The organism is Pelobacter seleniigenes DSM 18267 (assembly GCF_000711225.1).
Classification (GTDB): domain Bacteria; phylum Desulfobacterota; class Desulfuromonadia; order Desulfuromonadales; family Geopsychrobacteraceae; genus Seleniibacterium; species Seleniibacterium seleniigenes.
The window spans coordinates 2,733,470-2,755,558 of sequence record NZ_JOMG01000002.1 but is presented as its reverse complement, the minus strand read 5'-3'; the positions used below and the strand labels follow the sequence as shown (position 1 = coordinate 2,755,558).

22 protein-coding genes are annotated in these 22,089 nt (G+C 56.8%); 17 read left to right on the top strand and 5 right to left on the bottom strand.

Translation table 11 applies throughout. The features are described 5' to 3' along the window. Position 1 precedes the first annotated feature (1 nt). Entirely contained in the window at positions 2-703 is a 702-nt protein-coding gene (locus N909_RS0115450; protein WP_029916713.1) for a Bax inhibitor-1/YccA family protein, read from the top strand. Positions 704-826: 123 nt separating this feature from the next. On the opposite strand, the gene N909_RS25755 is transcribed toward N909_RS0115450, so the two are convergent. Next, positions 827-1,015 (bottom strand): hypothetical protein, encoded by a 189-nt coding sequence (locus N909_RS25755; protein WP_155005953.1) that lies wholly within the window; start codon positions 1,013-1,015, stop codon positions 827-829. A 193-nt stretch (positions 1,016-1,208) separates the two neighbouring features. Here N909_RS25755 and N909_RS0115440 point away from each other — a divergent pair, with 193 nt between their 5' ends. Then, a complete protein-coding gene (locus N909_RS0115440; protein WP_162179129.1) occupies positions 1,209-2,561 on the top strand; it encodes a phospholipase D-like domain-containing protein in 1,353 nt (450 codons plus the stop codon). A 9-nt stretch (positions 2,562-2,570) separates the two neighbouring features. Here the strand turns inward: N909_RS0115440 and N909_RS0115435 are convergent, their stop codons facing one another. After that, on the bottom strand, positions 2,571-3,470 hold the full coding sequence (locus N909_RS0115435) for a DMT family transporter (RefSeq protein ID WP_029916710.1): 900 nt from the start codon (positions 3,468-3,470) through the stop codon (positions 2,571-2,573). A 318-nt stretch (positions 3,471-3,788) separates the two neighbouring features. Here N909_RS0115435 and N909_RS26375 point away from each other — a divergent pair, with 318 nt between their 5' ends. Beyond that, positions 3,789-3,920 (top strand): hypothetical protein, encoded by a 132-nt coding sequence (locus N909_RS26375; protein ID WP_281174856.1) that lies wholly within the window; start codon positions 3,789-3,791, stop codon positions 3,918-3,920. A gap of 21 nt (positions 3,921-3,941) precedes the next feature. Here the strand turns inward: N909_RS26375 and nudC are convergent, their stop codons facing one another. The 3 genes from nudC to N909_RS24765 form a co-directional block, all read right to left on the bottom strand. Continuing rightward, complete coding sequence (gene nudC / locus N909_RS0115425) at positions 3,942-4,829, bottom strand: NAD(+) diphosphatase (protein ID WP_051689813.1); 888 nt, start codon at positions 4,827-4,829, stop codon at positions 3,942-3,944. Beyond that, complete coding sequence (locus N909_RS0115420) at positions 4,826-5,359, bottom strand: NUDIX hydrolase (RefSeq protein ID WP_029916706.1); 534 nt, start codon at positions 5,357-5,359, stop codon at positions 4,826-4,828. The genes nudC and N909_RS0115420 overlap by 4 nt, the downstream gene beginning before the upstream one ends. 102 nt (positions 5,360-5,461) lie before the next feature. After that, complete coding sequence (locus N909_RS24765) at positions 5,462-6,199, bottom strand: HAD family hydrolase (protein ID WP_051689812.1); 738 nt, start codon at positions 6,197-6,199, stop codon at positions 5,462-5,464. Positions 6,200-6,541: 342 nt separating this feature from the next. Here N909_RS24765 and N909_RS0115405 point away from each other — a divergent pair, with 342 nt between their 5' ends. The 14 genes from N909_RS0115405 (at position 6,542) to N909_RS0115340 (ending at position 21,897) form a co-directional block, all read left to right on the top strand. Further along, positions 6,542-7,135 (top strand): helix-turn-helix domain-containing protein, encoded by a 594-nt coding sequence (locus N909_RS0115405; RefSeq protein WP_029916699.1) that lies wholly within the window; start codon positions 6,542-6,544, stop codon positions 7,133-7,135. 128 nt (positions 7,136-7,263) lie between these two features. Continuing rightward, positions 7,264-7,923: an isoprenoid biosynthesis glyoxalase ElbB gene (elbB, locus tag N909_RS0115400; protein ID WP_029916697.1), complete on the top strand. Its 660-nt coding sequence runs from the start codon at positions 7,264-7,266 to the stop codon at positions 7,921-7,923. 92 nt (positions 7,924-8,015) lie between these two features. Then, positions 8,016-8,174: a rubredoxin gene (rd, locus tag N909_RS25075; RefSeq protein WP_063336402.1), complete on the top strand. Its 159-nt coding sequence runs from the start codon at positions 8,016-8,018 to the stop codon at positions 8,172-8,174. Positions 8,175-8,301: 127 nt separating this feature from the next. After that, on the top strand, positions 8,302-9,171 hold the full coding sequence (gene lipA / locus N909_RS0115390) for a lipoyl synthase (RefSeq protein WP_029916696.1): 870 nt from the start codon (positions 8,302-8,304) through the stop codon (positions 9,169-9,171). Between the two features lie 5 nt (positions 9,172-9,176). Beyond that, positions 9,177-9,539, top strand: a complete 363-nt coding sequence (locus N909_RS0115385) for an acyl-CoA thioesterase (protein WP_029916695.1) — start codon at positions 9,177-9,179, stop codon at positions 9,537-9,539. A 165-nt stretch (positions 9,540-9,704) separates the two neighbouring features. Then, positions 9,705-12,380 (top strand): 2-oxoglutarate dehydrogenase E1 component, encoded by a 2,676-nt coding sequence (locus N909_RS0115380; protein ID WP_029916694.1) that lies wholly within the window; start codon positions 9,705-9,707, stop codon positions 12,378-12,380. Positions 12,381-12,402: 22 nt separating this feature from the next. Then, entirely contained in the window at positions 12,403-13,659 is a 1,257-nt protein-coding gene (gene odhB / locus N909_RS0115375; RefSeq protein WP_029916693.1) for a 2-oxoglutarate dehydrogenase complex dihydrolipoyllysine-residue succinyltransferase, read from the top strand. Positions 13,660-13,733: 74 nt separating this feature from the next. Next, positions 13,734-15,146 (top strand): dihydrolipoyl dehydrogenase, encoded by a 1,413-nt coding sequence (lpdA, locus tag N909_RS0115370; protein ID WP_029916692.1) that lies wholly within the window; start codon positions 13,734-13,736, stop codon positions 15,144-15,146. Positions 15,147-15,328: 182 nt separating this feature from the next. After that, positions 15,329-16,630: a M23 family metallopeptidase gene (locus tag N909_RS0115365; RefSeq protein ID WP_029916691.1), complete on the top strand. Its 1,302-nt coding sequence runs from the start codon at positions 15,329-15,331 to the stop codon at positions 16,628-16,630. Between the two features lie 121 nt (positions 16,631-16,751). Next, positions 16,752-17,828: a BMP family ABC transporter substrate-binding protein gene (locus N909_RS0115360; protein WP_029916690.1), complete on the top strand. Its 1,077-nt coding sequence runs from the start codon at positions 16,752-16,754 to the stop codon at positions 17,826-17,828. Between the two features lie 59 nt (positions 17,829-17,887). Beyond that, positions 17,888-19,396, top strand: a complete 1,509-nt coding sequence (locus tag N909_RS0115355) for an ABC transporter ATP-binding protein (protein ID WP_029916687.1) — start codon at positions 17,888-17,890, stop codon at positions 19,394-19,396. Next, a complete protein-coding gene (locus tag N909_RS0115350) occupies positions 19,393-20,463 on the top strand; it encodes an ABC transporter permease (RefSeq protein WP_029916685.1) in 1,071 nt (356 codons plus the stop codon). Before N909_RS0115355 ends, N909_RS0115350 begins: the two co-directional genes overlap by 4 nt. Next, positions 20,456-21,376 carry an ABC transporter permease gene (locus tag N909_RS0115345; RefSeq protein WP_029916683.1) on the top strand — a complete coding sequence of 307 codons (921 nt, stop codon included), beginning with the start codon at positions 20,456-20,458 and terminating at the stop codon, positions 21,374-21,376. The genes N909_RS0115350 and N909_RS0115345 overlap by 8 nt, the downstream gene beginning before the upstream one ends. Beyond that, positions 21,373-21,897, top strand: a complete 525-nt coding sequence (locus tag N909_RS0115340; RefSeq protein ID WP_029916682.1) for a DUF2529 family protein — start codon at positions 21,373-21,375, stop codon at positions 21,895-21,897. Before N909_RS0115345 ends, N909_RS0115340 begins: the two co-directional genes overlap by 4 nt. The last annotated feature ends 192 nt before the right edge of the window (positions 21,898-22,089 follow it).

The following is a 22,089-nucleotide window of genomic DNA, read 5'->3' as shown; positions in this document are numbered from 1 at the left end:
GATGTACAACCCGAATGAACTTTATACAGACAGCCGGCCGATCAGCGTCTCAAATACGTTCTTCCAGCAGGTTTACCTGTGGATGACCGCCGGATTGGGAGTGACCGCCCTGGCCGCCTTCTTCATGCTCAACAGCGCTTCGGCCCAGCAGCTGATTTTCGGCAACCGGATGGTTTTTTACGGCCTGATCTTCGGTGAACTGGGACTGGTGATGTTCATGTCGACCGCCATCAATCGCATCAGTGCTGCGACCGCGACCCTGATGTTCCTCGGCTACTCGGCTCTCAACGGGATCACCTTTGCGGCCATCTTCCTGATCTACACCCGCAGCTCCATCGTCAGCGCGTTTCTGGTCACGGCCGGAACCTTTGCCGCCATGAGCATGTACGGCTATGCGACCAAACGCGATCTGACCGGGATGGGCAGCTTCCTGTTCATGGGGCTGATCGGCGTGGTGATCGCGTCGGTGGTCAATATTTTCCTCAACAGCCCGATGATCTACTGGATCACCAGCTACCTGGGCGTCTTTATTTTCGTCGGTCTGACCGCCTACGATACCCAGAAAATCAAAGAAATCGGCCGAGCCGGGTTTGCCAACGGTCAGGACCAGCGCAAGGCGGCGTTGATGGGGGCGCTCAGACTTTACCTCGATTTCATCAACCTGTTCCTGATGCTGCTGCGCATCATGGGCAACCGGCGCTAATTCGGTTATCATCCGGAAACTCCGGGGGGTACTGTATCGTTTCTGATCTGGAAACCAGAAATTTTTCGCAAGGTCAAGGAAATCAAGCATTTGTGCGGAGGCGTAGTGTTTTACGCCGCACAATCAAATGCGTAGATTGACGCCGAGATTGCTGAAAAGAGCGGTTTCCGGACAGAAACTAGTCTGGGTCGTCAGATCCAACAACTGCAGAACAATAACAACAAGAGCGGTATCGACAATGATCACCGCTCTTATTGTTTCAACCGATGGACCTGGGAAGGGGGCCAACCATGCGCGAGTCAGCGCTGCCAATCACGCCCCTGCTACCTTCAGCAATCAGCACACTTAGCAACACAACGAGGCCTGACGACTGATGGGCGACACAGACAAAAGGTTTCTTACCGGAAAATTTAGAACGGGGTGGCTAGTGCTGGTTATTATCGGGATTTGCTTGTTGGCATTGGGCTGCTGGCATACACTGAAGCCTTTGCCGCAGGGGCTGACCTTGGAGGGCCCAAAGCATCTGCTGCCCCCGGGACAGGTGCAGTATATTTATGACCTGACCAGCGTGGATGAGGCGGGCAACCCGGTACGACGGCAACGGATCTTTCCGACCCTGTTCGAACTCATCGACAGCGCTGATACCTACATCCTGCTCGATTACTTTCTGTTAAACGACCAGCAGGGGAAATATGCCGGTACCACCGAACCGCTGGCCGGAGAACTTGCCCGACACCTGATCGCACGCAAGGCCGCACGTCCCGAACTGGTCATAGATCTGCTGACCGACCCCATCAACAGTGTCTACCATAGCGCATCGGCCAAGATCCTTGACCGGCTGCGCGCAGCCGGGATCAATGTCATCGTCACCAATCTGGAACCGTTACGGGACAGCAATCCCCTCTACTCGGTCTGGTGGCGATTGTTGTTGCGCTGGATCCCCGATGCCGGCCATTATCTGCCCCACCCCTTCGCTGTCGATGGAGAAAAAATCAGTGCTGCCGGCTGGCTGAGATTGGCCAATTTCAAAGCCAACCACCGCAAGGTTGCAGTTCTTGACCACCAGGGCAAACTGGTCTCGCTGGTTGCTTCGGCCAACCCTCATGGCGGCAGCCGCAATCATTCCAATGTTGCCCTGTTGGTGGAGAGCGCCGCACTGGCCCAGGATCTGTACCGCTCGGAACAGGCGGTCGCGCAACTGTCCGGGGCAAAACTTCAGCCGTTGCCGTCATTATCACAAGAGCAATCTCTGGCAACGGGGCAGGAGGTGGCTGTCCGGGTGGTCACCGAAGCAGCGATCAAAGCAGCGTTTCGCTCCGCCCTGGCCCAGGCGGGCGCCGGGGATCAGGTCAACATGGCCATGTTTTATCTGGCCGATCGGCAGATCGTCGCGGCCCTGCTGGCAGCCAGTCAGCGCGGAGCCAGGGTCGACATCGTCTTTGATCCGAATCGAGACGCCTTTGGTTATGAAAAGAACGGGGTTCCCAACCGCCCGGTCGCTGCCGAGCTGACCCGCAAAACACAAGGCCGGCTCAGGATTCGCTGGTACCGGACCCACGGTGAACAATTCCATACCAAGCTGCTGCTGGTTGAACGAAGCAACGGCCAGAGCACCATGATTCTCGGCTCAGCCAACCTGACCCGCCGCAATATCGGCAATTACAACCTGGAGACCGACCTGGTGGTTAGCGGCCCATCCTCCAGCCCGCCACTGGCTGCCGGCGCGGACTATTTTCAGCGGATCTGGCATAATCAGGGGCACCCCTATACCGGGCCCTATGAAATCTTTGCCGACGACTCCCGACTCAGGTACCTGCAGTACCGCTTGCAGGAAAGTCTGGGGCTTGGCACCTTCTGAGTTCTCAGTTCAGTCGTTTTTACCGATTGGAAAATGCGGCGCAGCACTCGGTGGAGTCGGCATCGGCTCGGCCCGTTCCCGCACCACCAGAATTCCGGAACAGACAATAAAGGCGGTCCCGATCAACATCGAAGCGTCCGGAACTTCCCCCCAAAAGGCAAATCCGATCAGCCCGGCAAATACCAGCCCGCTGAAGCCCAGGGGGGAAACCTGGGACGCCGGCGCCAGCTTGTAGGCATGGGCCAGCAGAAGCTGACCGACCGTCCCGATGGAGGCCAGTCCGATCAACAGCAGCAGCACGGCCGGGGTTGGGACCTGATGGTCCCAGAGCAGCGGCACTGCCGAGAACAAGCTGCTCCAGAAAGAAAAATGCAGCACGATGCGAATCCCCGGCTCGGTATCGGAGAGACGCTTAACAGTGGTCAGGGCCAGCCCGCCCAGCACCCCGGAGATCAACCCGCACAACCCGGCCAGGGACGCAATCGCGGCCGAAGGATGAAACAGGCAAAGCACCCCGACCACACCGATGATCACCGCCAGTTTCCGGCTCCAGGACAGGGTCTCTTTAAGCCATAACCCGGCAAACAGGGCGACAAAGATCGGTGATGTATAATTGAGTAGCACGGCATCGGCCAATGGAAGATGGGAGATGGCATAGAAATAGAGGAACATAGCCGTCAGTCCGGCTGCGGTCCGTAGCAGGTGCAGACGGACATGGGCGGTTTTAAATGACACTTTTTGCTGAAACGCCAGCGGCAACAACAGCAGCAGGCTGATAAAGTTACGAAAAAACACCACCTCGGCCTGAGGCAACAGGGTCGAGGCGAGGCGGACACAGCCGGCCATAACGGCAAAACAGAACGCCGACGCCAGGGCAAAAAATGCCCAGTGGGAAAAGCAACGCTTCATTATTTGAATCCAGATTGAAGAAATTAACAAAAGACTGCAGGTGAGGCTGACACGGTTGAGAGCTCTACCAAAAGGAAAGGTTCTATTTATACTCTTCCCAGGAAAAACACAAGAGGGTGATTCCCTAAGCGATCGATTCGCCGCGGCAATCTCTTTGCTGTGGATCGGCAAGGTGTGGCACCTGGTCCGGGAAACCGTCCTGTCCTCGGCACCATGACCCTGGTCGACAACCATCACACCGGACCAGTTGATCGCACGCCAGCATTCCCACCACGAAGAAATGAGCCCCGCCCTCCATGTCCATCTGGACGGAGAGCATTGCCTGGAAGTCACATCGTCAGCAAGGGGACAACCACCCGGGTCAGGCGACTGGCAGCCGAATTAATCAGCAGCAAAAGGGTGATTCACGGTAAGCTGGTGACCACGACCACCGGCAGCGACCTGAGCTGACCCAGGTCGCCGGCCACCCGGTCAGTCGCGAACGATATAATCGCCGGCGCAATCGATGAGATAGCGGGCAATGCTGCGCTTGGGCGGAATGGTTGGTAAATCGTCGAGTTTGAACCAGCCGGCTGCGGCCAGTTCATGGTCGTTGAGCTGAATGTCCCCGCCCGCATAATCGGCGACAAACCCACACATCAGTTGGCTGGGAAAAGGCCAGGACTGGCTGCCGATGTAACGGATGTTGGTAATCTTGATGTTGGTCTCTTCCATGACTTCACGGGCCATGGCTTCTTCCAGACATTCGCTGAAGTCGACAAACCCGGCCACCAGTCCGTAGCGGCCGTCGGTCCATTCGCCTTTGCGGGCCAGAAGGATTTCATCCCCCTTGACCACCAGGCCGATCACACAGGGATGAATCCGTGGAAAATGCCGGGCCGCGCAGTTGCGACATTCCTTACCCCATTCTCCCGGCAGGTAAACCATCTCGCCGCCACAATTCCCGCAATGACGGCTTTCGGCATCCCAATGCAGAATCATCTGCCCCATCCCGGCCAGGGACAGCAACGCCAACGACAAAGGCTGATCCGGAGCGCGCAGATGAGCAGCGCGCAGTTCGGTGGCAAGGGGAACCGCCTGCGCCACACTGACAACCCGGCAAGGCTTGCCCCGCCACTGCCCGACATACAGCCCCGGGCTACCGGCAACAGCAGCCATGGGGTTATCCCCGTATGGCATCATCAGCTCGCTGCCCTGCTCTATCACCAGCACATTCATGCCCTGCAGCAGCAACCAGTAGCCCTCTCCGCCCGGGTCCCGGTCGGGCCGCAGCAATTGGAATTCATCGTCCAGATGGTTACGGTTAAAGGGGAGATCGGTCGCGGTCAAAAAAACCTGGTCTTGGATATTCATTTTCATGCTGTTTCATTCTCTTGCCACAAGGCGTAACGCATCAGGATAATCTGGGTCTTGGCATCACAAATGGTGCCGGTTGCAACCATATCAAGAGCCTCATCCAGGGAAATACTTAAGGGTTCAATAAATTCATCCGGTTCCAGAGCCAGCTCGGCCAGTTCCAGGTCCCGGGCGATAAACAGGTGAATCCGTTCGTTGCAGAAGCCAACCGAGCTGAAAACATAGCCGAGGGGTTCCAGCTGGTGCGGCCGATAACCGACCTCTTCGATCAGTTCCCGTTCGATACAGCCAGCGGGATCTTCACCAATTTCCAGCCGTCCGGCAGGAACTTCATAAATATAGTCTCCGGCCGCAGGACGAAACTGGCGAATCAGCAGGACCCGGCCGTCATCCAGAATCGGCAGGGCGGCGGCACCGCCAGGATGCTGAACAACTTCAAAAGCCCTTTCTTTGCGATCCGGCAGCAGATGTTTCTCCAGAGCCAAGTCCAGAATCCGCCCACGGTAAATGATCTCTTCACTCACTTTGCTCACAAATGGTCCCCTTCCCATATTTTTTTTAAGTTTGTTGCCCAAAAATACCCACCCAGCCTCGCTGCCAGACTGTTTTCAAACCGCCTGGCAGTGAAAAAAAGCTCACCGCAAATTTTCCCGCAAAAATTCCTGCAGCTGCTGATGATCACCCCGCTGGGCGCAGGGCCATGCGGGCTCTCCCCGTTCCACCAGCCAGGTATCAACCAGGAAAGTCTCCATTCCGACGGCAACAGCGGCAAGATCATGGTTCAGGTCATTGCCGACCATCAGGCAATGCTCCGGAGGAACTCCGAGGAATGCTGCGATCTCCAGAAAATATCCGGCTTGCGGTTTACAGAACCGGCTGTTTTCATAGGTTGTAATAGAGCGAAAAAAACCGCCGTCGATCTCTCCCCAGTCCATCCGCGCCTGCACCATGAAGCGCGGGAAAACCGGGTTGGTGGCCAGAACCAACGGCACTCCGCGCTCCCGGCATTCAAGCAGAATCTGCTTGGCCAGCGGAATAGGCCGCACCAAGTCCTGCAAACTGACCAGCTCATGGCTTTGAAAATGAGCCAGGCTCTGCTGCAGCCGAGCTGGCGGCAGGCCCAGTTCACGCTGCATGATCGCATAAAGACGCTCTTCAACGGTCAAACTGCCGTCACCCGCGGTCTGAATCAGTTCCCGAATTGCACTGATCTTGGCTTTGATGAAACGCTTTGGCTTCACAAAATCGGCACAATCCGCAGCCAGTCCTTCGACATAACGGGGAATGAGTTCTGTCATGCGGGAACGCAACAGAGTCCCGTCAAGATCAAACAGAACAGCTTCAATCGATTTGTTTTTCGATTGCGGTAACATGCGGACTCCGGCTCAGTATAGCTGGTCAGGTCGACTTATCCAACTCTCTTCTGGGGCACTGCTGGGCCGACACTGCAGGGAATAATCGGCCATGGGGGACACTAGCATAGCGGCAAGGTTCCTTCCAATGCCAGACATTTCGTCCTCCCGATCCACGGTCAATGCCATTCCGATCGTTTTCCAGGCGGGCAGAGAAGGCGCTCCTCAGCGCGGGCAAAACGACCCGAGCATGGCCCGGAAGCCTGCCAGAAGCGGCTCCCGGGCCGCAAAGTCTCTTGACTGAGTTGGCAATGAAGGCTAAAAGATTAAATCCAACAGTGACCTAACCAAGGAACAAATGCCATGGATGAATACAGAGCGGAAGTCAAGGAACTGCGGATCGGCCTGACCATTCGTGAATTACGCCAGAAGCAGCGCATGACACTGCAGGATCTGTCCCAGGTGACAGAGCTCTCCAAACCGTTGCTTTCCCAGATTGAAAACGATCAGGTTATTCCGCCCCTGGCCACGCTGTTGCGCATATCGAAAGCCCTCAAGGTTCCGCTGCAAACTTTTTTTGAGGAAGAAGACAACACCCAGAAGTGTCTGGTGGTGCGGGCCGGAGAATCCAACCGGATGAACCGTCGCCCCAGCCATGGCGGAGCCCCTCAGCCGTATTTTTACCACTCCCTCGCCTATGGCAAAAAACATAAGCATATGGAGCCGTTCCTGGTGGAATTCGACCCTGCCCAGACCGAACAGTCCCAACCGGTGCGCCACACCGGAGAGGAGTTTTTCTATATCATCGAAGGTCGAGTTGAGCTCAAACACGGTGCGGAAACCTATATCCTGGAAGCCGGCGATTCGGTTTACTGGGACTCCAACGAACCACATAGTCTTAAAGCCCTCGGCAATGAGATTGCCCGGGGGATTGCCGTGCTCTACACCAGAAATTGATCGAGGTGTGGCTGTCGGGCAAGCAAAGCAGCTGCTTTCTGGTATGTTTTAATTTACAGCAGAGGTTTGCAGGACACGCATGAAACGGACGCAGTAAACAGGCCTTTCCCCCGAAGCAGGAGGTTCCCATGGCAAAAGTCGGTGTCATACTTTCAGGTTGCGGTGTCTACGACGGCAGTGAAATTCATGAAGCGGTGATCACCTTGCTGGCCCTTGACCGGGCCGGGGCTGAAGTGGTGATGATGGCCCCGGACGTGGAGCTTGCCGTGGTCAATCACCTGACCGGTGAGCCGGTCGAAGGAGCAACCCGCAGCGTGCTGGAAGAGTCAGCCCGCATCGCCCGCGGCAATATTACCGACATCAAAAAAATCAAGGCCGCCGACCTTGATGCCCTGATGATTCCGGGCGGCTTCGGGGCCGCTAAAAACCTCTGTGACTTCGCCTTTACCGGCCCCGATTGCGAGGTCAACCCGGAGGTCGCGCGGTTGGTCAAAGAGATTGTCGCGGCCCGTAAACCCCTTGCTGCGGTCTGTATTGCCCCAGCCCTGGTTGCCCGGGTGCTCGGCAAGGAACAGCTGCCGCATCAGCTGACCATCGGTACGGATAAGGATGTGGCCGCAGCATTGACCGCCATGGGCGCCACCCATGTCGCCTGTCCGGTCGAAGAGCTGGTCATCGACAAAGAGAACAAAATTATCTCCAGCCCGGCCTACATGCTGGCCGGCCGGATCAGCGAAGCCGCCACGGGAATTGAAAAAACCGTCGCCGCCCTGCTGGAAATGATCTGATGTGACAAAAATTATATATTACCAGTATTGTAATATTTAACCGATTCTGCTAATGTGCAGAACATTTCAAATCTGATCCCAAGGAGGCTCCAATGCAAAAGTATCGCTGTGTTGTATGTGACTATATCTATGATCCCGAAGTCGGCGATCCCGATGGCGGAATTGAACCGGGCACCAGTTTCGAAGATATTCCGGAAGACTGGGTCTGTCCGTTGTGCGGTGTCGACAAGTCCAACTTCGAGCCCGCATGATTTTTTGCTAAACCTGATTTAGGACATGGGGCCTGGTCGCGAACGACGATCAGGCCCTCTGTTTTTGTCTGCACGGCAGCTCCGGCCTATCATGGCGAGCTGCCGCAAGCGGCAATGGAGTCGCCCGATGAAAGAAGAGCCCCTGAGAAAACCGGACTGGCTGAAGGTGAAATTTCCGGCTGGAGCCAATTATGCCCGCATCGACCGCTATCACCGCCAGAACGGCCTGAACTCGGTCTGTCGCAGCGCCGCCTGCCCCAATCAGGGGGAGTGCTGGAGCAAAGGCACCGCCACCTTCATGATTCTCGGCAGCACCTGTAGCCGTCATTGCCGTTTCTGTAACGTCGGCAGCGGCCCATTGGCGGCCCCGGATCCGTTGGAACCGGCCAAAGTTGCGGCGGCAGTGGCCGAACTGCGGCTGCGCCATGCCGTCATCACCTCGGTCACCCGGGATGATCTGGCCGATGGCGGAGCGGCTCAGTTTGCCGCCTTGATCAGGGAAATCCGCCAGGCCGCGGCCGGATGCAAGATCGAGCTGCTGATTCCCGACCTGCAGGGCGATTGGGCCGCGCTGGCGCAGATTGTCGCAGCCCATCCCGATATCCTCGGCCATAACATTGAAACCGTCCCCCGGCTCTACACGCAGGTCCGTCCCGAGGCTGAATATCAGCGCAGCCTGGCGCTGCTGGCTGAGGTCCACCGCCAGGACCCGACTATCGTCACTAAATCGGGCCTGATGCTGGGCATGGGGGAAGAGCACGACGAAGTGCTGCAGGTCATGACCGATCTGCGCCAGTACGGCTGCCAGCTGCTGACCCTGGGGCAGTACCTGGCTCCGACCAGGGAACACTTTCCGGTCCAGCGTTACGTCACCCCGAACGAGTTTGCCGCCCTCGCTCAGCAAGGGCGAGAGCTGGGCTTTGAGCATGTCGAAGCTGGCCCGCTGGTCAGATCGTCCTATCATGCCGAAGAACAATTTTCCGCCAGCCAGGAATAACTGCCATGGATAATTTTACGATTGTGCGCCCGGAGCACCTCAACCATCACGGCTACCTGTTTGGAGGCGTCATGCTCAAATGGGTCGATGAAAATGCCTGGATGGCCGCCTCAAGGGATTTTCCCGGTCGCAACATGGTTACCGTCGGTATGGACGCCTGCCGCTTCCGCCAGCGCGTCGAAAACGGCTCCATCCTCCGTTTTCATATGAGCAAAGTCCGCCAGGGAACGACGTCGGTCACCTATAATGTCGATGTCTTTGCCGATGCGCCCGGTGCCGCCAGCGAATACGAAGTCTTTAATGTCACGGTCTCGTTTGTCGGCCTGGATGACAAAGGCAAACCGGTGGCACTGGCCGACCAGCCCTGAGCGTAGCGCCCTCCCCCCGGCCAATCAACCGCAGCCTCCTGCTCCGGTCGTTTTATTCTGCGCCTGGGTCATTTATTTCACTGCTTTTATTGCGGCAATTTGGCAGCTGCTTTATACTGGCAAAGTTTAATTTATTTTCCTCCGATGACGATGGTGAGCTAGAGAATGAGCGTAATTGACAGTACCAGTCCACAGTGGATCGAATCCCAGTATCAGCTGTATAAAACCGACCCGCAACAGGTTCCGGAAGAATGGCGATCATTCTTTCAAGGCTTTGAGCTGGGAATGGAAAACCGCGACAGTCTCGCCCCGGACCACAAACCGGCCGCGGTCCAGTCACTGATCCGCCGCTATCGCGATATCGGTCATATCTATGCCTGTGTCGATCCGCTGACCCCCTGTTCCCTGGAACACCCCCTGCTGCAGATCTCCGAATTCGGGCTTGAGGAGAGCGATCTCAACCGCACCTTTGCGACCGACAACTTTATCCTGCCGCAGGCAACCCTCAAAGAGATCGTCGATATTCTCAAGCAGACCTACTGCAGTTCCCTGGGGATGGAGTTCATGCACATTCCCATTCCGGAAGAGCGCAAATGGCTGCAGGAAAAAGCCGAAGAAGCTCGCAACCGTTCAGCCTTGAGTAGGGAGAAAAAACTCGCCACCATGAAGATGCTGCTCAAGGCGAGCAAGTTCGAATCCTTTCTCCACCGGAAGTTCGTCGGCCAGAAACGCTTTTCGCTGGAAGGGGCGGAATCGGTCATTCCCCTGCTCGACCACCTGATCGAAACTGCGGCGAGCATGAACATGAAACATGTCGTCATCGGCATGGCCCACCGTGGCCGGCTCAATGTCCTGGCCAATATCTTCGAAAAACCCCTCGAAAACATGTTTGCCGAATTTGCCGATAACGAACGCTATAAAATCGTCGGCGAAGGGGACGTCAAGTACCATAAAGGCTACTCCACCGACCGCTGCTTCACCTCCGGCTGCATCCATGTCTCGCTGGCGTCTAATCCCAGCCACCTGGAGGCGGTCAATCCGGTGGTCGAAGGCAAATGCCGCGCCCGCCAGGACCGCATGGACAACGGTGAATACAACGCCATGCCGCTGCTGATTCACGGAGATGCGGCCTTCGCCGGGCAGGGAATCGTGGCGGAAACCCTCAATCTGTCGCAGCTGGCCGGCTATAAAACCGGCGGCACCCTGCATGTCGTCATCAACAACCAGATCGGCTTTACCACCCTGCCCGTGGACGCCCGCTCGACCTGCTATCCGACCGATATCGCCAAAATGCTCATGTCGCCGATCTTCCATGTCCACGGCGATGATCCGGAAGCATTGATTCAGGCCGCCACCATGGCCATCGAATTCCGCCAGAAATTTCGCAAAGATGTGGTCATTGAAGTGATCTGCTATCGGCGTTACGGTCATAACGAAGGGGACGAGCCCTTCTTCACCCAGCCGCTGATGTACGAAAAGATCAAGAATCATCCGCTGACTGCCGATATCTACAAGAACCAGCTGCTGTTCGAAGGATTCCAGGAAGCGGAACTGCAGAAAATTGCCGATGATATTGATGCGGCCCTGGAAGAAGCCCTGAACCGCGAGATCTGTCCCCTGCACGAGATCTTCCTCAAACAGTGGTCGCACATTGACCGCGAGTTCAGCTTCAAGCGGGTTGAAACCGGGGTCGCCGAAACCACCCTGCAAGGACTCAGTGAAACCCTCACCAGCATCCCGGCCGATTTTACCCCGCACCGGAAAATCGCCACGCTGCTGAAGAAACGCCGTACCGTTGTGGCCGAAAAGGAACAGGCCATCGACTGGGGCACCGCCGAAGCCCTGGCCTTCGCCAGCCTGGTCAATGAAGGGACGTCGATCCGCCTGTCCGGCCAGGACTCCCGGCGCGGCACCTTCAACCATCGTCATGCGACCCTTTATGACATCAAAACCGGCCGGGAGTACACCGCCCTGGCCGACATCGCCCGCAGTGCAGGCTGCCGCTTTGATGCCTTCAACAGCATGCTCTCGGAAGCAGCGGTGCTCGGCTTTGATTACGGGTATTCCGTTGAGACCCCGGACGACCTGACCATCTGGGAAGCCCAGTTCGGTGATTTTGCCAACGGCGCCCAGGTCATTATCGATCAATTCATTGCCAGCAGCCTGGCCAAGTGGGATCGTCCGACCGGTCTGGCTATGTTCCTCCCCCATGGCTACGAAGGCCAGGGCCCCGAACATTCGAGCGCGCGCATTGAGCGTTACCTGCAACTCTGCGCCGACAACAACATGCAGGTGGTCAATCCCAGCACCCCGGCCCAATTTTTTCACGTGCTGCGCCGCCAGGTCAGGACCGCTTACCGGCGGCCGCTGATTGTGGCCACTCCGAAGGCGCTGCTGCGCCACCCGGCCTGTGTTTCCAGCCTCGCCGAGCTGAGCAGCGGCCATTTCCGCGAAATCCTCCCTGACGATCTCGCGCCGACCGACTGCCGCAGGGTTTTGCTCTGCTCCGGCAAAATCTATTATGAACTGCTCAACCAGCGCTCCGAAGGTGGCCACAACGACGTTGCCATTGTCCGCATCGAACAATTATATCCGCTGCACACGGAACTGCTCCAGGAGATCCTGGCACCATACCGGAACGATGTGGAATATTACTGGGTTCAGGAGGAACCCGGCAACGGTGGCGGCTGGGACCATTTACGCCCCCTGCTGCGCGAACTGATCGGCAAGGAACCGGTGTATGTCGGCCGCAAACGCTCCGCCAGTACCGCAGTCGGCTCGCACCGTATTCACAAGATCGAGCAGCAGCAGATTCTGGAAAAAGCGTTCGCAACCCTTTAATTCAATCGTGGAGAGGTTCTCTATGGATATCATTGTTCCCCAGGTAGGCGAATCGATCGTTGAAGCGGAAATTGGCGAATGGTTCAAGAAAAACGGCGAGTTCGTTGAAAAAGACGATTTGCTCATGGAACTGGAGACCGAGAAGGTCAACGTCGAGTTGAATGCCGAAGTGTCCGGCAAGCTGACCATCCTGGTCGAAGCCGGAGAGACCGTTGAAATCGGGGCGGTCATCGGTCGCATAGATGAGTCAGCGGCCCAACCGGACAGCAGCGATGAGGCCCAGCCGGAACCGCCAGCGAACTCCGCCGAGCAGGAAAAAACCCCACCACCAGCTGCGCCAGCAGAAGAGGGAAAACCAGAACCGACAACCGCCCAGGCCACACCGATGAACCCGGCGGTCAAAAAGATCGCCGCGGAGCGCGGCATCGATCTGTCCCAGGTGAAAGGGAGCGGTCGCGACGGCCGGATTCTGGTCGATGACCTGCCGGAGCAGTCCCCCAAAACGGAACAGGTTGCCCCTAAACCGGCAGAAGAAAAAGCCCCCCAGCAACCCGCACCTGCCCCGGCGAAAGCCGCCGCCGACCGGATTAAACGGGTCCCCATGTCCCAGCTGCGCAAAAAGGTGGCGGAACACCTGATGAAGGCCAAGCAGGAAACCGCCATGCTGACCACCTTCAATGAGGCCGACATGAGTCGGGTGATCCAGCTGCGCAAAGACTACAAAGAAGCATTCCAAAAAAAATACGGCTGTTCCCTCGGCTTCATGTCCTTTTTCGTCAAAGCCTGTGCCGAGGCCCTGAAAGAGCATCCGGAAGTCAATGCCAGCATCGACGGCAACGATATCGTCTATCACAACTATTACGATATCGGCATTGCCGTCGGCAGTAAACGCGGCCTGGTGGTTCCGGTCGTTCGCGACACCGACAGCCTCGACTTCCACGAGATTGAAACCATCATCCGTGACTTTGCCGAACGGGCCAATTCCGGCAAGCTGACCCTCGATGAGCTGCAGGGCGGCACCTTTACCATCACCAATGGCGGCGTGTATGGCTCGGTCCTCTCGACACCGCTGCTTAATCCGCCACAGAGCGCGATCCTCGGCATGCACGGAATCCAGGATCGCCCCGTGGTCCGTGATGGAGAGATTGTCATCCGCCCGATCATGAATCTGGCCTTGAGCTACGATCACCGCATCATTGACGGGCAACAGGCGGTCACCTTTCTCAAACAGGTCAAAACCTACATTGACAACCCGGAAACCCTGTTGCTGAAAGTCTGAGTTCCGCACGCTGAAAGAGGAACCAGCCGTCAAGAGGATGAACGTTTCCGGAGCGCAGCTAAAAAGGAGTTCCCATGTCTGACAAGACTTATGATCTGATCGTTATCGGCGCAGGCCCCGGCGGCTATGTCGCCGCGATCCGCGCCGCCCAGCTCGGGTTTACTGTCGCGGTGATCGAAAAACGCGCGACCTTAGGCGGAGTTTGCCTCAACGAAGGGTGTATCCCGAGCAAGGCGCTGCTCGAATCGAGCGAACATTTTGCCCGCACCAGACATGAATTTGCCGAACACGGCATCGAAGTCGGCGAAGTCAGTCTGAACCTGGCCCAGCTGATGGCCCGCAAACAGGGGATCATCGACAAGCTGACCGGCGGCATTGAAGGGCTGTTCAAGAAACATAAAATTGACCGGATCACCGGAACTGCGGAACTGCAACCGGCCAGCCAGTCAAGCAAGACAGTCAAGATCATCTCCGCCGAAGGGACCAACACAATAGCGGCCAAAACCATCCTGCTGGCGACCGGCAGTGCGGCATTCGAGCTGCCCCACCTGCCTTTTGATGGAACCGATGTCATCAACGCCCGCGATGCGCTGAGCCTGACCGAGGTGCCCAAACATCTGCTCGTGGTCGGTGGCGGCGTCATCGGTCTGGAGATGGGTTCGGTCTGGAGCCGGCTGGGTGCCAAAGTCACTGTCGTGGAGATGCTGCCGCAGATCCTCCCCGCCACCGATCCGCAAATCGCCCAGACCCTGCAACGCAGCCTGAAAAAACAGGGTATCGAGATCCTGCTGAAGACCAAGCTGGAAAAAATGGAAAAAACCGCCGACGGCCTGATCGCCACGGTCTCCGGCGCCAAAGGGGAACAGCAGATCAAGTGCGACAAGATCCTGGTTGCCACCGGGCGGCGCGCCCAAACCGAAGGGCTCGGCCTGGAGAATGTCGGCCTGGTCCCGAACAAGCAGGGCCAACTCGAGGTCGACGCGGATTTTCAAACCAAGGTCGCAGGAATCTACGCCATCGGCGACCTGGTTCCGGGCCCGATGCTGGCCCACAAAGCCAGTGAGGAAGGGGTCGTTTTTGCGGAGCGTCTGGCCGGGCAGAAATCGACGGTTCACTACAACACCGTTCCGGCAGTCACCTATACCTGGCCCGAGGTGGCCACCGTGGGAAGCAGTGAAACGGAGCTCAAAGAGAACAAAGTCGACTACCGGTCCGGCAAGTTTTTCTTCGCCGCCAATGGCCGTGCCCTGTGCACCGGTATGAGCGAAGGTTTTGTCAAGGTCCTGGCGACTCCCGACAGTGGCCGGATCCTCGGCGTGCATATTATCGGGCCGAGCGCTTCGGAACTCATCGCCGAAGCAGCGACGGTGATTTCCTTTTCCGGCAGTATCCATGACCTGGCCGTAACCTGCCACGCCCACCCCACCCTTGCCGAAGCCATCAAAGAAGCTGCCCTGGCAGTCAACAAAGAGGCAATTCACGGCTGAGGGGTTGACAAAAAGCAGGGCACGTCAGAGAATCAGATCGGCTTTAATCAGGGCAGCGCAAAGCTGCCCTGATTTGCTCATGCTCTTTTGCACCGTTTCGCATATCGCCCGCCTACCACCTGTGTTGCAACATGTCGGCCGCGATATCATTCTGCTGAGAATTTTATCCAACGGAGTCTGTTTTGAAGTCTTTGAAAAAACTGTTGATCCTGCTTGTCGTCATCGGCCTGATCGGTGCCGTCGTTTTTTATTTCCGCGACACCACGGAACCCCAATTGACCCTGACCCCGAACAGCGGGCCGATTTCCAATAAATCGAAGCTGTTGCTGTCACTCACCGACGCCGGAAGCGGCCTCAAGGACCTGCAGGTGACCATGGTCCAGAAAAACAACCGCATGCCGCTGCTGGAGCAAAGCTTTCCCGTGAGCACCGAAACAACGGATATCGAGTTGGATCTTGGCAAGGTTAAACTGGAGGAAGGCGATTTCCAGATCGAAGTTCGGGCCACGGACAGCGCTATTTATCATTTCGGCAAGGGCAACCAGGCCAGCAAGACATTTTCTTTGACCTATGACAGCCGTCCGCCGATCATTTCAATTCTCAGCAAAGCACATAATTTCTCCCGCGGCGGCAGCGGACTGGTAGTCTTTTCCGTCAACGAAGAGGTCACACAGCCCGGCATTCAGTTCGGCGATTTGTTCTTCCCGGCCTTTCGTCAGCCGTCAGGACACTATGCCTGCCTGTTCGCCTACCCCTATTTCATGGCGGAAAAAGATTTTGTGCCCCGTGTGGTCGCACAGGACCTGGCCGGCAACGAACGCCAGACCGGCATCTATTATCGCGCCAAATATAAAAGATTTCGCGATCGCGATATCAAGATCTCAAAATCATTCCTGGACATGAAGACCCCGGAACTCGAACCTCTGGCACCGAACGCGAAGACCCCCATCGACATCTTCCTCTACGTCAACCGGGAGGTTCGCAAGGCAAACCGTGCCAAGATGGCCGAACTGAGCAAAGACACCTCGCCGACGCCGCTTTGGAAAGACAGCTTCCTGCGGCAGCCGATGGCAGCCACCCTGGCTCAGTTTGCCGATCACCGGACCTATTATTACGAGGGGAAAAAAGTGGATGAAGCCTATCACCTCGGCTATGACCTGGCCTCGGTTGCCCAGGCCGAAATCGAGGCCGCCAACGACGGCAAAGTGGTGTGGGCGGAATACCTGGGCATTTACGGACTCTGCGTGGTGATTGATCACGGCCTTGGTATGCAGACCCTGTATGCGCACATGAGCCAGCTCGATGTTCACCCCGGTGACCTGGTCAGCCGCGGCCAGATTATCGGCCGCAGCGGCGCGACCGGCATGGCCGGTGGTGATCATCTGCATTTTGGAGTGTTTGTGTCGGGAATCCCGGTACAACCGGTGGAATGGTGGGATCAGCACTGGCTCACCGACAATATCGACAGCAAATTGCAGTTATGAGCGTTTCTGGACCGCACTGGACAGGAGCTGCTTGACAGCCCTGGCAGGTTAGTCTAAATACTTTACATTCCAAACCTTATGCGGACCTATAAAACTTCCGACAAAGAGAAAGGTGCCCCTGATGAAAAATGCTGCCATGTCGCTCCTGATCGCTCTGGCTTTATGCTTCTCCACGCAAGCGTTTGCCCTTAAACCGGTCAAGGAAATCAAAGCCGGCTTTATCTATGTCGGCCCGGTCGGCGATGCCGGTTGGACCTATGCCCATGACCAGGGACGCAAAGAGATGGAAAAACTTCCCTATGTCAAACCTTCGACCTACATCGAGTCGGTCCCGGAAGGCGCTGAGGCGACTCGCGTCATCAACGGTCTGGTCCGCAAAGGCAACAACCTGATCTTCACCACCAGTTTCGGTTATATGGATGCCACCATTGACGTGGCAAAACGCAATCCTGATGTGGTGTTCATGCACTGTTCCGGGTACAAAACCGCCCCCAATGTCGGCACCTACTTCGGCCGCATGTACGAACCACGTTATCTGTCCGGAATCGTGGCTGGCGAGATGAGCAAATCAAATATCATCGGTTACGTTGCCGCATTCCCCATCCCCGAAGTCATTCGCGGAATCAACGCCTTTACTCTGGGCGTCCGCAGCGTCAATCCCAAAGCCGAAGTCCGCGTGGTCTGGACCCAGACCTGGTTCGATCCAGGCGTGGAACGTGACGCCGCCGACAGCCTGCTCGACGTCGGGGCCGATGTCCTCACCATGCACCAGGATGCACCGGCGACCCTGCAGGCCGCCGAAGCTCGTGGCGCTTACGTGATCGGTTACGATACCGATATGCGCAGCTTCGCCCCCACCGCTTTCCTGACCGCCCCGATCTGGAAGTGGGGTGCCCTCTACACCAAAATCGCCGAAGAGGTCCATAACGGCACCTGGAAATCGGAGCAGATCTGGTGGGGAATGAAAGAAGACTTGGTCGGCCTGGCCGAGTTCAGCGATAAAGTGCCGGCTAAAACCCGGGCCGACGTTGCAGCCAAACAAGCCGAAATTGTCGCCGGAACCTTCCATCCCTTCGCCGGACCAATCAAAGACCAGGACGGTAAAGTTATCGTCGCCGCAGGGGCAACCCCGAGTGACGGTGAACTGCTCGGCATGAATTACTTTGTCGAAGGCGTCCAGGGCACCATCCCCAAATAATCTGTTTCATCCCGGCACGCCCTGAGCACAGGGCGTGCCTTTTACATCGAGATGTCACCTTGCTAGAGATACAAAATATCCGCAAGACATTCCCCGGAGTGGTTGCCCTTGACGACGTCTCTTTCGGCGTCGCGGCAGGCGAAATCCATACCTTACTGGGCGAAAACGGCGCCGGCAAGAGCACCCTGATGAATGTGTTGACCGGGTTGTATCACCCGGATCGGGGCAGGATCAGCCTGGCCGGCCAAAACGTTCACTTTACCAGTCCGCGGGACTCCCTGGCCCATGGCATCGGCATGGTTCATCAACATTTCATGCTGGTTCCCGCTCATTCGGTTTTTGAAAACATTCTTCTGGCCCTGGACCGGGTGCCTAATTTTTATAACCGGAAACAGTTTAAGGACAAGATCAGTCGAGTCATCGCTGAATTCAATCTGGATCTGGATCTGGACAGCCCGGTCTGGAAGCTGTCCATCGGCGCGCAGCAGTGGATCGAACTGATCAAACTGCTGATGAGAGACTGTCGCCTGTTGATCCTTGATGAACCGACCGCGGTGTTGACCCCGCAGGAAGCGACCCGACTGTTCGAAGTTTTGAACCGGCTCAAAGGCCAGGGGAAGAGCATCATTTTCATCTCCCACAAGATGCGCGAGGTCATGGAAATCTCGGACCGGGTTACCATCCTTAAAAAAGGCCGCAGTGTTGCCACCCTGGAACGGGGCAATTTTGACGAAAACCGCCTGGCTTCGTTGATGATCGGTCAGGACAAGGTGCCGGAATGGCAGAAGAACGAGCAGGTCTCGGAAAAAACCGCCCTGTCGATTCAGGACCTGTGCGTACACAATGACCGGGGGACCATCGACCTGGATGCCTTTAACCTGGAATTGAAAGAGGGCGAGATTCTCGGCATCGCCGGGGTTGCCGGCAACGGCCAGAAAACCCTGGCCGAAGTCCTGACTGGGTTGAAAAATGCCAGCCGGGGCAGAATCCTGGCCGGGGATGAAGATATTACCAACAGCAACGCCCGTTATTCCTATATCGCCGGCATTGCCCATATCCCCGAAGATCGCAAGGCCATCGGTATCGCTCCGGACATGAGCGTCGATGAAAACCTGATCATGAAAAGCTTTAAAAAAGGCCCCTTCCGCAACTGGATTTTCCAGGACCGCAAGGCTATCCGGCGCAACGCCATGGAAAAGATCGAACAGTTCGCCATCAAAACCGGCCCCGACGGGACCCCGGTTCGTTATCTGTCCGGCGGCAATATTCAAAAAGTCATTATCGCCCGGGAACTCTCGGAACAGCCCAGGGTTCTCGTGGCCCTCTACCCGACCCGGGGGCTGGATATCGGCAGCGCAGAATATGTCCACAAGGTGATCGCCGATGCCGCAACCCACGGGATGAGCACGATTTTAATTGCCGAAGACCTGGATGAGCTGCTCAAACTCAGCGACCGTATTGCGGTCATGTTCCGTGGCCAGCTGATCGGCTATGTCGATCCGCGGACCACCACCCGGGAAGAGATCGGGTTGATGATGAGCGGTGAAAGACAGGAGCAACCACAATGAAACTGGTTATCGAACGCCGCGAAATCTCATCGCCGTTGTTTCGCTTCAGCGCTCCGCTGGTCTCCATTGCCATCGCCTTGTTTATTGCCGGTTTCCTGCTGCTGGCGGCTCACATCGACCCTTTTGACGCCTACCGCGAAATTATCATTGAAGCCCTTGGCTCTATGTACGGGCTCTCGGAAACCCTGGTCAAAACCACGCCGTTGATTTTTGCCGGTCTCGGAGTCAGCCTGGCTTTTCGCATGCAGATCTGGAATATCGGCGCCGAGGGACAGATCTACCTCGGAGCGATGGGGGCAACCTGGGTGGCCCTGTTTTCCGGAATTCAGAACCATTGGCTGATGCTGATCGCCATGTTCTGCATGGCCTTTCTCTGCGGCGGCCTCTGGGCCGGAGTGGCCGGGTTCCTGCGTGCGCGCTGGCGGGTCAACGAAGTCATCGTCACTCTGCTGATGAACTATATCGCCATTCTCTGGGTCGATTATCTGGTGTACGGTCCCTGGAAAGATCCCAAGGGATTCAATTTTCCGCTCACCGCGCAGTTCAGCGATCCCGCCCGCCTGGCGGATTATTTCAATACCCGCCTGCACAGTGGCTTTTTCCTGGCGTTAGCCTGCGCGCTGGTCCTTTACCTGTTTATGGAAAGAACCGTGTGGGGGTATGAAATCAAGGTCATCGGCAGCAACCCGAAGGCCGCCCAATATGCCGGTATGAGCACCGGGCTTACCATCTTTTTCGTCCTGTTTCTCAGCGGCGCCATCGCCGGGCTGGCCGGTTTCAGCGAAGTCGCCGGCCTGCAGCACCGCCTGCAGCACGGCATTTCTCCCGGCTACGGCTATACCGCGATCATCATCGCCTGGCTGGCCAAACGCAGTGCGATCGGGGTGGTGATCGTCTCTTTCCTGATGGGGGTTCTGCTGGTCGGCGGGGACAGCCTGCAACTGCTCTGGCAGCTCCCGGTGGCTTTTGTTTATGCCTTTCAGGGGCTGATCCTGTTTTTTCTGCTCGCCTCTGATTTCTTTATCATTTATCGACTGAGGCTGATCAAGGGGACCGCCCATGCTTGAGATCCTGCTTGACGCAACCGTTCGCGCCGGCACACCGATCCTGTTTGCCACCCTCGGCGCAATTATCAACGAACGCGCCGGCATCATCAACCTGGGCATTGAAGGTTTAATGCTGATTGGTGCCCTGGCCGGATTTTCCGGCACCTACCTGAGTGGTTCCCTGCTGGTTGGCGTTCTGGCTGCCTTCTGCGCCACCTTCATTGCCGGCAGCATCCATGCCCTGATCACGGTGCAATTGCGTGGTAACCAGATCGTCAGCGGGCTGGCCCTGACCATGTTCGGCATCGGCATCACTGCCCTGTTCGGTAAGCAGATGGTCGGTCAGACCATCGTTGGCTTCGAGCGGGTGCCGATTCCCGGCCTGCAACATATTCCGGTCATCGGCAAAGCCTTCTTCAATCAGGACATGCTGATCTACTTCAGTTTCCTGCTGGTCTTCGCCATCTGGTATTTTTTTTATCGCACCCGCTGGGGGCTGGCTTTGCGCACCATTGGGGAAAACCCGGCGGCAGCCGATACCTGTGGGCTGTCGGTCTGTAAATATCGCTTTTTGGCGGTTACCATCGGTTCCGGACTGGTCGGGATTGGCGGCGCGTACCTGAGCCTGGCCAGCACCCCCATGTGGATTGAAAACATGTCTGCCGGCCGCGGCTGGATTGCCGTCGCCCTGGTCATATTTGCCGGCTGGTCGAGCCCGCGGGCGCTGGTCGGGGCCTATCTGTTCGGCGGCATTACCGCCATGCAACTACGCTTCCAGGCCATGGGAACCACCATCAGTGCCCATATTCTGCAAATGTTGCCCTATTTTTTCACCATTGTTGTCTTGGTAATTTCAACCCTGCGCCTGCAAAAAGGCGCCAGCCAGCAGCCCGAAAGTCTCGGCCTGCCTTATGACCGGGAGGACCGGAAATGACTGCCGCTGAAACACTATTGGATAGAATTCACCGCGAAGGAGCGGTCAACGGCGAAATCGTCAAAGTCGACCGCTTTCTCAACCACATGGTCGATCCCCAACTGATTCAGGTGCTCGGCCAGGAACTGGCCGGCCGTTTTAAGAATGCCGAAGTCACGGTTGTCCTGACCGCAGAGACCAGTGGAATCATGCTCGCCCAGGCGGTCGCCACGGAGCTCGGCGTCCCGTTTATTTACGCCAAGAAGAAACGGCCCATCACCATGACCGAGTATTACGCCGCGGCCAGCTATTCGTTCACCAAGCAGCAATCGACCACCCTGTATGTGTCAAAGGAAATTTTCAGCAGTAAGGATCGGGTCTTGTTTGTCGATGATTTTTTTGCCAAAGGATCGACCCTCAAGGCGATTGAAGAGATTGTCACCCAGGCGCAGACGACCTTGGTGGGTAAAGCGGTCATTATCAACAAGTCGAAGCGCCGTGATATCGAAGCGATCCTGACCCTTGAGGATCTGCTGGCATAGTCCCAAAAACAGCCTTCCCAATGACGACAGGGCGCTCTTCGCCGTGGCCCGGCAAAGAGCGCCCTGCAACTCGGTTTATTTCATCCCATCGATAATCCCTCTGATATAGGCATTCTTTTTCTGCGGCAGACACGAAGTCGGGGATAAAACCTGTCGGTGTCCAGAATGGCACTCGTTTAAGAGTCGCTGGCA